This is a genomic window from Lentzea sp. NEAU-D7, assembly GCF_026242055.1.
Taxonomy (GTDB): Bacteria; Actinomycetota; Actinomycetes; order Mycobacteriales; family Pseudonocardiaceae; genus Lentzea.
Genome location: NZ_JAPJDL010000015.1, coordinates 220,047 through 232,409, shown reverse-complemented (window position 1 = coordinate 232,409; position 12,363 = coordinate 220,047). Strand labels below are relative to the sequence as shown.

Below are 12,363 nucleotides of genomic sequence, written 5' to 3'. Positions count from 1 at the left end.
TCGCTCCAGACGGAATATGTCTGGCATCAATCTAGTCTTGCCTCAAAGGAACTACCTCGACGAGGAGGTAATTCATATATTACTGGCTGTGTTTCGGCACGCTGTTGAGTTCTCAAAGAACACGCGCTCACCGGTTCCAATCTCCGTTTCCGGAGACTTTCTCTCGGGGCTTGTGTTGAAAGCTTAGCTCGTTCGTTTTCGCTTTGTCAAATCGGCCGTTTCGGCTTCTTCGGTGCGGCGCAAACTCGCTTCGCATTCAGTTTTTTGCTTGGTTCAGAAGTTATCTGAGTGGCTTTCCCGGTGTCAAATCGGGGTCATTTTCAGATCCCGGACAGCACGTTAGGCCGTTCATTTAATTCTGGGGGTTTGACGCCGTGAGACTCTACCCGGCCCGTTCCGCGGTGTCAACCGCTCGTTCCGTGGTCTCGCTTGCGACCTGGAGAAAGTTACTCACGGGGACGATCGATGTCAAATCGCCTGGTCAGCGGGCTGCTTGATCGGCACGGACGGCGACGGAGCAGCCGGCTTGGCCCCGACAGGACGCGGTCTCAGCCACAAGGTGATGGACCGGAGTCCCTCCATCGCCCGCACGATCTGGTCCGGCGCCGCGGGCTGACGGGTCGCCACCGGCACCAGGTCGTAGCCCCAGACGCCGAACTCCTTGAGCACCGTCACCGGATCGTCACCGAAGTCCGCTGTCGCGGTCGCGGAGAACTCGAGGAACACGTGCGGCCTGTCGCGACGCAACAGCCGGACGAGTCCCGCGAGAGCGCGATGCCCGCGTCCAGGCGTGTCGACCCGTACGACGGAAAGCTTCATGCCCTGCACCAAGGCGATCTCTTCGAGCGTCTTGTCCAGGCGCACCGCCTTCACGCGCGCGACCTCGTCGGAAGCATCGGCGGGCAACGGCGAGACCGACACGCCACCGGTCAGCGTCGGCGACACCGCCAGTTCGCCCGCGCTCTCCCAGGCCGCGCCCTCGATGACGGTCATCCGCTCGGCGACGGCGGCGGGCAGGTTCGCCGAGACGTTGTGCTTCAGCAGCGCGGCCGCGGAGGCATCCGGTTCCACGGCGACAACGGCGCCCATCAGCCCGAGCCGCGACAACACCCGGATCGAGTGGTAGCCGACGTACGCGCCGACGTCGAGGAAGATCCCGTCCGGCTCCAGCACGGAGTCGAGCAGTTCCGCGAGGTCCGGTTCCCACACGCCGTTGGACGACAACAGCGGGAGCATGAACGCGTCGTCGGAGGGCAGCCGCATCATGCCGGCGTCGCACAACACCAGCGACGAACGCACCGCGGGCGCGTCACCGGCGTTCTCGTGCTGACGGACGACCACGCGCCGCAACGCGTCCGCGGTCTGTTGTGCCTGGTGAGCGGTGCGCAGTGCGGCATCCAGCCGTGAGTCGCGCTCGCGGAAGACCTCGACGACCTTGGACTCCAGGGTGTCGATCCGGTCCAGCGTGCGGTCGAGCGCCACGGTCAGCTTGTCGATCCGCTCGGCGAGCACCTCGTCCGACTTCGCGCGCTTGGCCGCCTCGGCGACGACGGCGTCCTCGACGTCGCGCTGCCGGCGGCCCTGACCTGCCATGTCGGCGCGCACGCGCACGACTCCGTCGTCGACGCCGACCAACTGGTCGACGAAGTGCGTCTGCCGTTGCGCGACCTGCTCGATCTCGGCGCGGAGGAGCTCCAGTTCACCGGCACCGACGCCGGCCTTCAGCGCGTCCTGCCGGTTGACCAGCTCGGACACCGTGCGCTCGACCCCGTCGATCAGGGTGTGCAGCACCTGGCGCATGTGGTTGTCGTAGTGGTCCAGCGCGCGCAGCACGACCTTGCGCAGCGCGGGTGCCATCGGCGTCCGGTGAGGGCCGTCCACGGTCGGTTGCCGCAGTAACGCGTGCTTGGCCGACTGCAGCGCGAGCATCGGGTCGACCTCGGTCTTCTGCTTCGGCCGGCGCGCCCGCCAGCCGCGGTACGCGTGCTCGACGCGTTCGCGGAGGACTTCGGCGACTCGCGCGACCGATCGCACGGACAGCACGTGCTGACGGCCGGCGGCACCGAGCGCCGCGGCCGTGGGCAGGTCGTCGGCCAACGAACGCAGCAGCTTCGCGGCGGCCTGCACGTCCGGTTCGGCGCCTTGGTGGCACGGCACGAGGACAGCGGTCTTGCCGAAGAGCTCGGCAACGGCGCCGTGGTCGGACGCGACGACGGGGACTCCCCGCACGGCGAGCTCGGCCAGGCGCAGCGCGATCCGGTCGTCGGCCCCGCCGCGGTGCAGCGACACCACGGCGTCGGCGGTCGCGGCCACGTCGAGGTCGTCCACCAGCGAGATCCGCGGGTCGGAGGACGTGGCGAGGCGCAGCCGCTCGGCCGCCTCCGGGTGTTCGAACGCCCCGGACACCGCGATCTTGAGCTCGACGTCCGTCCGGTCCGGGAACGCCGTGAGGAACGCGGACACGGCGCCGAGCACGTTGCCGGGTCTGTCGAGCTCGTGGTCGGCGATCGCCGCGAACACCACCACGTCACCGGACTCGTGATCACGCGCACCGACGTCGGGCACGGGTACGGGCACCACGCGCACGATGGGCCCGCCGATGCGTTCGGCGGCGGCGCGCGACGCCTCGGACGAGAGCCAGAGCTCGTTCACGCCCGTGCGGTCGTCCGCGGCGGTGGCGTCCAGCGTGACGTCGACGACGAACCGCCCGGAGGGCACCTCCTCCGAGGAAGAGGCGCGCACCACGACGGGATAGCCGGCGGCGGCCGAGACCGGCAGCCCGGACGCCCGCGCGGCGGCGAGCATCCGTTCGGCCAGCGGGCCTGAGCCGATGACGGACACGCCGAGCTGGTCGAGCAGCGCCGGACCCTCCGAGCGGGGCTGCGGCACGGCGGGCGCGGGCAACCGCCCGGAGGCGACGCCGACTCCGGCGCACCACTCGCGCCAGGCGTCCGCGTCCGCGCCGAAGGGCGCCGGGAACTGCTGTTGCAGCGAGGTGTCCGCGCGCCACACGGCGTCGGCCCACCGCGTGCCACCGGTCTCGGTCGGCTCGCACGCCCACAGGAGGAACCCGCCGCCGCCGTCCTCGCCGAACGCCGGTGGTGGTGTCGGCTCGCAGGCCCGGTAGTCGGCGCGCAGCTCGGACGGGATCTGCGTCCCGTCGATCAGGGAGTCGAACCGGTACGGCACGGGTGCCACGGACCAGCCGTTGCGCACCAGTTCGGCGCGGTAGGACTGGCAGAGCTCGGCGACCTCGGCGTGTTCCGAGAGCAGCACACGGGGACGTTCGGCGAAATCGGCGGACAGCAACCACGGCCGGCGCGGGTCGAACCCGCGGAAGTGCACGGTCAGCAGGTCCTGGCCGACCACGGCCAGCGACCCGGACTCGGTGCGGTGCAACGGCCGGTCCGCGACGTTCCACACGGACAGACCGATCCGTGCGTCGCGCACGACGTGGTGCGGCACGATCGCCGGCATGTCCAAAGAGGTCAGGTAGGGCTCGGAGCCCGGGCCGACGGCGATGAACCCGGGGTCGAAGGCGCCCTGGTCGTGCAGGTCGGCGGGGCCGGGCTGCAGGCCGTCGGACGGCAGAGGCCGCAACGTGCGCGGCAGCATCACGACCGGCGCGGTGCGCAACGCCTCCAGCACGACCTTGGTGAGCGAGCCGAACACCTGCACCCACGGGTCGAGGTAGAGCACGGGCATGCCCTGCGGCAGCAACGCCTCCAGCAGCCGCGGGACCATCGCGGCCTTGAGGCCGGCGGCGTCGAGCGACGTCGCGAGCACGTGCAGCTCGGCCTCGGGAATGCCGATGTCCAGCGGCGTCATGAGCCCCGGACCCGCGTGCGCCGGCTGCGCGTCGACGACCAGCGCGACGAACCGGCCCTCGGGGTGCTCCGCGAGGAACGAGCTGGACAGGACCTTGACCGCGGGCAGCTCCGCCGCCGTGGCAACGGTGCACGCGCAGATCGTCGGCTGGAACTCGGGTACCTCAGTCACGGAGAGCACGTATCTGCCTCACAGCATGGGGAGAAGTGTGCGCAACTCGTACGGGGTGACGCTACGACGGTACGCGTCCCACTCCGTCCTCTTGTTGCGCAGGAAGAAGTCGTAGACGTGCTCGCCCAGGGCCTCGGGGAGCAGCTCCGAGTTCTCCATCTCGGTGAGCGCCTCGCCGAGGTTCTGCGGCAGGTTCGCGTACCCCGCCGCGCGGCGTTCGCGGTCCGTCAGCGACCACACGTCGTCCTCGGCGGGCGGCGGCAGTTCGTAGCCCTTCTCGATGCCCCGCAGGCCGGCGGCCAGGATCACCGAGTACGCCAGGTACGGGTTGCACGCGGAGTCCAGCGAACGGACCTCGACGCGGCGCGAGGACGACTTGCCGGGCGAGTACATCGGCACGCGGACCAGTGCGGAGCGGTTCGCGTGGCCCCAGCACACGGCCGTGGGGGCCTCACCGCCGACGATCAGGCGCTTGTACGAGTTCACCCATTGGTTCGTGACGCCGGAGATCTCACGCGCGTGCTTGAGGATGCCCGCGACGAACTGCTTGCCGATGTCGGAGAGCTGGTACGGGTCTTCCTCGTCGTAGAACGCGTTGCGGTCGCCCTCGAACAGGGAGAAGTGCGTGTGCATGCCCGACCCCGGCTGGTCGGAGAACGGCTTGGGCATGAACGAGGCGCGCACGCGTTGCGTGATCGCGACCTCCTTCACCACGTAGCGGAACGTCATGACGTTGTCCGCCATGGTCAGCGCGTCGGCGTAGCGCAGGTCGATCTCCTGCTGGCCGGGCGCGCCCTCGTGGTGGCTGAACTCGACGGAGATGCCCATGGCCTCCAGCGCCTCGATGGCGTGGCGGCGGAAGTGCGTGGCGGTCTCGTGCGAGGTCTGGTCGAAGAACCCGCCGTTGTCCGCGGGGATCGGCTCGCTGCCGTCGCCGGGCAGGTCCTTGAGCAGGAAGAACTCGATCTCGGGGTGGACGTAGCAGGTGAACCCGGCCTCGCTGGCCTTCGACAGCGTGCGGCGCAGCACGTGGCGCGGGTCGGCCCACGACGGGGAGCCGTCCGGCATGGTGATGTCGCAGAACATGCGCGCGGAGTAGTTGGTGCCCTCCGGCGTCTGCCACGGCAGCACCTGGAACGTGCCGGGGTCCGGCTTCGCGACCATGTCCGACTCGTAGACGCGGGCGAAGCCCTCGATCGCCGAGCCGTCGAACCCGATGCCCTCGCTGAAGGCGCCCTCGAGCTCGGCCGGTGCGACCGCCACGGACTTCAAGAAGCCCAGGACGTCCGTGAACCAGAGCCGGACGAACCGGATGTCGCGTTCCTCTAGCGTGCGGAGCACGAACTCCTGCTGGCGGTCCATATGCGGCAGCTTAAGGGCTACTGAGTCTCTACGATCAACGCATGTCGGCACGTTGGTTGTTGGTTTGCGCACTCGCCCTGCTCACGAGCTGCACGTCCGGGGGAGATCTCCCCGATGGTGCGACCTTGCTCTCGAAATCGGCCGAGTCGATGAAGTCGGTCAAGACCGTCCACTTCACCATCAAGGTCGACGGCGAGCTGCCGGATGTGCCGGTGAAGGAGGCCGACGGCGACCTCACCTCGGCCGGTGACTCGAAGGGCACCGCGAAGGTGACTTTCGGCGGGCAGCTGCTGGCCGTCGAGTACGTCCTGACCGGCGGAAATCTGCACTTCAAGGGCCCGACCGGCGGGTTCACGAAGCTGCCGGCGGCGTTCGCGGGGCAGGTGTACGACCCCTCGGCCATCCTGAACCCGGACAAGGGCGTCGCGAAGGTCCTGTCCAGCTCGAAGGACGCGAAGACCAAGTCGTCCGGTGACGTGTCGGTGGTCGAGGCGACGGTGCCGAAGGACGTGGCGGCCGGACTGGTGCCGGGCATCTCCGCGGACGTGAAGGCGACGTTCTCGATCGACAAGGACAACAAGCTCAAGAGCGCGTTGTTCGAGCTCCCCGGTGGTCAGAAGGTCGACATCGGCCTCGCGGACTTCGACAAGCCCGTCACGGTCACGGCGCCCGCGTAGATGAGGAAGGTCGCTCTCGCCGCGTCCGGCGCGGCCGTGCTGCTGGGGGCGCTCGACGCGTACGTCGTCGTCGGTGTCCTGACGGACATGGTGCGTGACCTGGGCATCGCGGTGAACGAGCTGGAGCAGGCGACGCCGATCGTCACCGGGTACCTGCTCGGGTACGTGGCGGGCATGCCGTTGCTCGGGCAGCTGTCGGACCGGCTCGGGCGCCGGTTCGTGCTGCAGGTCTCACTGCTCGGGTTCCTGGTGGGCTCGGTGATCACAGCCCTGGCCGCGGACGTGCCGTTGCTCGTGCTCGGGCGTGTCGTGCAGGGCCTGGCCGGGGGCGCGCTGCTGCCGGTGACGATGGCGCTGGTGGCGGACCTGTGGGAGGAGCAACGGCGGTCGGCCGCTCTCGGGGCCGTCGGTGCCGCTCAAGAACTGGGGTCCGTCCTCGGCACGTTGTACGGCATCGCGGTGGCCTCGCTGTTCAACGCGTGGCCGTTGTTCGAGGCGTGGGAGCCGCAGAGCTGGCGGTGGATTTTCTGGGTGAACATCCCGTTGGCGGTCATCGCGATGGTGGTCGTGCAGCGGACCGTGCCGAACACACGGCGCGAGGTGCGCATCGACGCCGTGGGCGGGGTGTTGCTGGCGGCAGCGTTGTCGTTGCTGGTCGTGGCGCTCTACAACCCGACGCCCGCCGAGTCCGTGCTGCCGTCGTGGGGCTGGCCGACGCTCATCGCGGCGTTCGTCGTGCTGGGCGGCTTCTTCCTGTGGGAACGCCGTAGTGCCGTGCGGCTCATCGACCCCGAGGGTGTGCAGTGGCGGCCGTTCTGGGCCGTGCTCGGGGTGTCGCTGGCAGCCGGTGCCGCGTTGATGGTGACGCTGGTCGACGTGGAGCTGTTCGCGCAGACCGTGCTGCGGCGCGACTCGGCGTCCGCGGCGACGCTGCTGACCCGGTTCCTGGTCGCGTTGCCGGTCGGCGCCGTCCTGGGCGGGTTCCTCGCGTCACGGCTCGGCGACCGCTGGGTGTCGTTCGGCGGGCTCGCGATGGCATCGGTGTCGTACGTGTTCATCGCGCAATGGCCCGCTGACGTCACCGGGCTCGTGCTCACGCGTGACCTGGCCATCGCCGGTTTCGGGCTGGGCCTGGTCATCGCGCCGTTGTCCGGTGCTGTGCTGCGTGTGGTGCCGCCCGTCCGGCACGGCGTGGCGTCGGCGTTCGTCGTCGTCGCGCGCATGACGGGCATGCTCGTCGGTGTGGCGGCGTTGTCCGCGTGGGGACTCCACCGGTTCCGCGAGCTCACGGCAGGCCTGAACACGCCGCTGCCGTTCGGCGTCGAACCCGCTGAGTTCCAGCGGCAGATGGCCGAGTACCAGCGCGGGCTCACCGAGGCGCTGCTCACCGAGTACCACGAGATCTTCCTGATCACGGCGGTGATCTGCGCGCTGGGAGCGCTGGGATCGGTCCTCCTGCCCGGGAGACGTCAGCAGACCGCGTCTGTCTCGGGCAACCTCAGGTCCACCAGGTAGTTCGTGCCCACGGCGTCCACGCAACCGATGCCCGCGAGGAACGCCGTGTGCTGGTTTCCGTTGTACGTCAGCAAACGCGCCCCTAGTGCCTGTGCGAGGTCCACGCCGGACTGGTAGGGCGTCGCAGGGTCACCGGTCGTCGACACCACCAGCACCTGCGGCAGTCCGCTCACGTTGGGCGGATGCGGTTCCGACGTGTGCGGGGCCGGCCAGAACGCGCACGGGCCGAGCGCGGTCTCGTCGGTGGGGATCGTGTCGTTGCCCAGCAGTTCCAACAGCCTCCGACGGTTGGACTCCAGGGTGGCCCGGTCCTTGATCGGCGGTTCGTCGACGCAGCGGATGGCCACGAACGCGTCCTGGATGCGGCTGTAGGTGCCGTCCTGGGCGCGGCCGAGGTACTGGTCGGCGAGCTGCAGCAGGGTCGTGCCCTTGTTCTGCCGCAACTCCTGGAGACCCTTCAGCGCGGTCTCCCACAGCCGGTCCGTGTACATCGCCTGGATGATGGCCGTGTTGGCGTCCGAGTGGGACAGCTTGCGGTCGCCGACCTGCAGCGGGGTCTTCTTGAGCGGCTCGATCATCTGCCGGAACCTGGACTCCGCCGTGCTCGTGTCCCTTCCGATGGGACAGTCGCGTTGCGCGCACCAGCCCGCGAACCGCTGGAACGACTCCTCGAAGCCCTGTGCCTGACGGGCGGACGCGGCCACCTTGTCCGCGTTGACCTCCACCGCGCCGTCGAGCACCATCGCGCGCACGTTGCGAGGGAACATCTCGGCGTACAACGTGCCGATGCGCGTGCCGTAGGAGTAGCCGAGGTAGGTCAGCTTGCTCTCCCGCAACGCGCCGCGCAGCACGTCGACGTCGCGCACGACGTCACGGGTACCGACGTTGCGCAGCAGGTCGATGCCGCTGCGCTCGGCACAGCGGTCGACGAAGAACTTGTTCTCCTGTTCGGTCAGGTTCGCGCTCTCGCCCTTGGGCCGCAGCCGTTGCGCGTCGCGTTCGGCGTCGGTCAGGCACTGGACGCGGGGCTGGCTCGCCCCCACACCGCGCGGGTCGAAGCCCACGACGTCGAACCGCTTGCCGACCGGGTTGCCCGGCTGCATGTTCGCGACGTGCGACATGCCCGAACCACCTGGACCGCCGGGGTTCACGACGAGCGAGCCGACCCTGCGGTCCTTCTCGGTGGCCGGTCGGCGCAGCAGTCCGACGGTGATCGTCCCCGCGTCCGGGTTCTCGTAGTTGAGCGGAACGTACAGCCGAGCGCACTGGATGCCCTCGCGCTCGTACAGGCCCTTGCTCTTCGCGTCGGTCGCGTAGGGCTGGCACGCACCCCACGCCAGCGTCTGCTCGTAGAAGCGCGCCAGACCCTTGCGCGCGGCGACGGGTGAGCCGTCGATGCGCGCGTAGGACGTGGACGTGCCGAGCAGAACGATCAAGGCGAACAAGGCCGCGGTGACTCGGGATCGCCTCTTCGTCATTAGGCGCACCGGGTTCCGTCAGCGGGCAACGTCTGGTCGATCAGGTACTTCACGCCGGCGCTGTCCACGCACTGGTCGCCCTGCAGGAAGACCGTGTGCTGGACGCCTTCGTAGGTGAGCAACCGCGAGTTGAGCGCTTTGGCCAGGTTCACGCCCGCCTCGTAGGGGGTGGCCGGGTCGCCGGTCGTGGAGATGACCAGCAGCGGCGGGATGCCTTCCGCCTTGGGCGGGCCCGTGCGCGCGGTGACCGGGGCCGGCCAGAACGCGCACGAGTCGAGGGCCGCGCCGGCCGGGTTGCCGTCGTCGAGGAACGGTGCCGCCTCCTTGTACTTCTTCTGGGTCTCGAGCAGCGCGTTCTTGTCCGTCAGCCGTGCGTCGTCAACGCAGTGCACCGCGTTGAACGCATCCGTGATGGTCGAGTACTGGCCCTGCTCGTCGCGGTCGAAGTAGGCGTCGGCGAGGCGCAGCAGCGTGGTGCCCTTGCCGCTCTTCAGCTCCTGCAGGCCGTCGAGCAGCAGCGGCCAGAGCTGTTCCGAGTACATCGCCTGGATCGCGGCGGTGATGGCGTCGTTGTAGGACAGCTTGCGGTCACCGACGTCGACCGGCTTCTGGATCAACGGTGTGGTGAGCTGCCTGAAGCTCAGGTTGGCATCGGCGTCGAGAGGACACTCCTTCTTGGTCCGGCACCACTTCACGAACTCGTCGAACGCCTTCTGGAAGCCGGCCGCCTGTGCGACCAGCGACGCGAGCTGGTCCTGGGTCGGGTCGACGGCACCGTCGAGGATGAGCGCGCGCACGTTCTGGGGGAAGGTCTCGGCGTATTCAGTGCCTATGCGGGTGCCGTACGAGTACCCGACGTAGCTCAGCTTCGCGTCGCCGAGCGCAGAGCGGAGGACATCCATGTCCTTAACTACGTCCCGCGTGCCCAAATTGGCGAGCATTGCCGCCCCGAATTTTGTACCGGCCGCACACTTCTCGGCATACGCCCTGTTCTCCTGCTCCGTTTGGGCGATTCCGGCCGGACTTGTGTCCGTGTCGAGGTCCAAACGCTCCGCGTCGCGCTCCTGTCCGGTGAGGCAGCTGACCGCCGGCTCGCTCGCGCCGATGCCCCTCGGGTCGAATCCGATGAGGTCGAACTTCGCCGCGAGCTCGGTCTTGCGGTAGGCCGGGACCATGCCCGCGGCCGACGCCATGCCGGACGCGCCGGGGCCGCCGGGGTTGGTCAGCAGCGAGCCGATCTTCTGCCCGGTGGCCTTGTACCGGAGCACGCCGATGGTGATCGTGTCGCCGGTTGGCTTGCTGTAGTCGAGGGGAACCCTCAGGCGCGTGCACTCGACGTCGCGCCTCTTGCCGTACGCGTCGCGGCTCGACCCCGTCGTGGCGTAGGGCTCACAGTTCTCCCAGCCGAGCTGCTGGCCGTAGAACTCCTCCAAACCGGCCGGGACGACGCCCGCCGGACCGACCTTTTCCAAGGTCACGCCCGGTTTGGCGGTCCCTTCGACGATCGAGGTGCAGGACGCGAGCAGCGGAATGACGAGCAACACGCTCAAGAGACGGACCACAGCCCGATGGTATGGGAGATGATGAGGGCATGCCGCAGCTTCGGATCGCGCTGGCCCAGGTCAACGCCACTGTTGGTGATCTCCAGGGCAACGCGTCGCTGGTCGTGGAGTGGACGCGCAAGGCCCGTGAGGGCGGCGCGCACGTCGCCGTGTTCCCCGAGATGGTGCTGACCGGCTACCCGGTCGAGGACCTGGCGATCCGCACGTCGTTCGCGCGGGCGTCCGCGGAGGCGCTCGAAGCGCTGGCCGGGTCGCTGGAGGCCTCGGGCCTGGGCGACGTCGCCGCGGTCGTCGGCTACCTGGAGCACGACTCGGTCGGCCCGCGCAACGCCGTCGCCGTGCTGCACGGCGGGCGCGTCGTCGCGCGGCAGTGCAAGCACCACCTGCCGAACTACGGCGTGTTCGACGAGCGCCGCTACTTCAAGCCGGGTTCGTCGCTCGACATCGTGCGGATCAACGGTGTCGAGGTCGGCATGGTGATCTGCGAGGACCTGTGGCAGGACGGCGGCCCGATCACCGCTCTCGGTGACGCCGGCGTCGACGTCGTGGTCTCGCCCAACGCCTCGCCGTACGAGCGCAACAAGGACGACCAGCGGCTGCCCCTGGTCGCGCGCCGCGCCGCCGAGGCCCGCGCTCCCCTCGCCTACTGCAACCTGGTCGGCGGCCAGGACGAGCTGGTGTTCGACGGCGACTCGCTCGTCGTCTCCGCCGACGGCCAGCTGGTCGGGCGGGCGCCGCAGTTCGTCGAGCACCTGATGTTCGTCGACTTCGACGTGCCGGGCGGCCGCGAGTACGAGCAGGGCCAGATCGGCGACTTCTACGTGCGCCGTGTGTTCCTCTCGGACGCGATCCCGGCGTACGAGCCGTTGCCCGCGCCACGCGTGTTCGAGCCGCTGTCCGACGAGGCAGAGGTGTGGCACGCGCTGGTGACCGGTCTGCGCGACTACGTGCACAAGAACGGCTTCCGGTCCGTGGTCCTCGGCCTGTCCGGTGGCATCGACTCGGCCGTGGTGGCTTCTCTGGCCGTGGACGCGCTCGGCGCCGACGCGGTCTACGGCGTCTCGATGCCGTCCTCCTACTCGTCCGAGCACTCGCGTTCGGACGCCTCCGACATGGCGCAGCGGACCGGCCTGCACTTCACCACCGAGCCGATCGGCGAGATGGTGTCGACGTACGTCTCGCAGCTGAAGCTGACCGGCCTCGCCGAGGAGAACATCCAGGCCCGCTGCCGCGGCATGCTGCTGATGGCGCTGTCGAACCAGCACGGTCACCTGGTGCTCGCGACGGGCAACAAGTCCGAGCTCGCCGTGGGCTACTCGACCATCTACGGCGACGCCGTCGGCGGCTACGCCCCGATCAAGGACGTGCTGAAGACGCTGGTCTGGGACCTCGCCCGGTGGCGCAACGCCGAGGCCGAGAAGCGCGGCGAGACCCCGCCGATCCCGGAGAACTCGATCTCCAAGCCGCCGTCGGCCGAACTGCGGCCCGGCCAGGTCGACACCGACTCGCTGCCGGACTACGAGGTGCTCGACCGCCTGCTGGACGACTACGTCCACTGCGACCGCGGGTACGACGACCTGCTGGCCGCCGGGCACGAGCCGGCGCTCGTGGACCGGGTGCTGCGGATGGTCGACAAGGCCGAGTACAAGCGCCGGCAGTACCCGCCGGGCACCAAGATCTCGAACAAGGCGTTCGGCCGGGACCGGCGGCTGCCCATCACGAACGGCTGGCGCGAGGGCTGAGCCCACCGCCTCCAGAGGAGTAGAGCCT

At 69.2% G+C, this 12,363-nt stretch carries 7 protein-coding genes; 3 read left to right on the top strand and 4 right to left on the bottom strand.

What is annotated here, in order from left to right; translation table 11 throughout:
* Positions 1–468: 468 nt before the first annotated feature.
* On the bottom strand, positions 469–3,999 hold the full coding sequence (locus ORI60_RS28395; RefSeq protein WP_266041054.1) for an FkbM family methyltransferase: 3,531 nt from the start codon (positions 3,997–3,999) through the stop codon (positions 469–471).
* Positions 4,000–4,017: 18 nt separating this feature from the next.
* Positions 4,018–5,361 carry a glutamine synthetase family protein gene (locus ORI60_RS28390; protein ID WP_266041053.1) on the bottom strand — a complete coding sequence of 448 codons (1,344 nt, stop codon included), beginning with the start codon at positions 5,359–5,361 and terminating at the stop codon, positions 4,018–4,020.
* A gap of 125 nt (positions 5,362–5,486) precedes the next feature.
* On the opposite strand from ORI60_RS28390, the gene ORI60_RS28385 reads away from it, so the two are divergent.
* The gene (locus ORI60_RS28385) at positions 5,487–6,038 is read left to right on the top strand and encodes an LppX_LprAFG lipoprotein (RefSeq protein WP_266041052.1); all 552 of its coding nucleotides are present in this window, start codon (positions 5,487–5,489) and stop codon (positions 6,036–6,038) included.
* Positions 6,039–7,553 carry an MFS transporter gene (locus ORI60_RS28380; RefSeq protein WP_266041051.1) on the top strand — a complete coding sequence of 505 codons (1,515 nt, stop codon included), beginning with the start codon at positions 6,039–6,041 and terminating at the stop codon, positions 7,551–7,553.
* Here ORI60_RS28380 and ORI60_RS28375 read toward each other — a convergent pair.
* Together ORI60_RS28375 and ORI60_RS28370 are read right to left on the bottom strand one after the other, a co-directional pair.
* Positions 7,508–9,031: an alpha/beta hydrolase gene (locus ORI60_RS28375; protein ID WP_266041050.1), complete on the bottom strand. Its 1,524-nt coding sequence runs from the start codon at positions 9,029–9,031 to the stop codon at positions 7,508–7,510. The two genes, ORI60_RS28380 and ORI60_RS28375, sit on opposite strands and share 46 nt — an antisense overlap.
* The gene (locus ORI60_RS28370; RefSeq protein ID WP_266041049.1) at positions 9,031–10,593 is read right to left on the bottom strand and encodes an alpha/beta hydrolase; all 1,563 of its coding nucleotides are present in this window, start codon (positions 10,591–10,593) and stop codon (positions 9,031–9,033) included. Before ORI60_RS28370 ends, ORI60_RS28375 begins: the two co-directional genes overlap by 1 nt.
* A 29-nt stretch (positions 10,594–10,622) precedes the next feature.
* On the opposite strand from ORI60_RS28370, the gene ORI60_RS28365 reads away from it, so the two are divergent.
* On the top strand, positions 10,623–12,335 hold the full coding sequence (locus tag ORI60_RS28365) for an NAD+ synthase (protein WP_266041048.1): 1,713 nt from the start codon (positions 10,623–10,625) through the stop codon (positions 12,333–12,335).
* The last annotated feature ends 28 nt before the right edge of the window (positions 12,336–12,363 follow it).

What these genes read in the sequence shown, in the direction of transcription:
- ORI60_RS28390 (WP_266041053.1), bottom strand. Translation starts at nt 5,361, where the DNA reads ATGGACCGCCAGCAGGAGTTCGTGCTCCGCACGCTAGAGGAACGCGAC.
- ORI60_RS28380 (WP_266041051.1), top strand. Translation starts at nt 6,039, where the DNA reads ATGAGGAAGGTCGCTCTCGCCGCGTCCGGCGCGGCCGTGCTGCTGGGG.
- ORI60_RS28375 (WP_266041050.1), bottom strand. Translation starts at nt 9,031, where the DNA reads ATGACGAAGAGGCGATCCCGAGTCACCGCGGCCTTGTTCGCCTTGATC.
- ORI60_RS28365 (WP_266041048.1), top strand. Translation starts at nt 10,623, where the DNA reads ATGCCGCAGCTTCGGATCGCGCTGGCCCAGGTCAACGCCACTGTTGGT.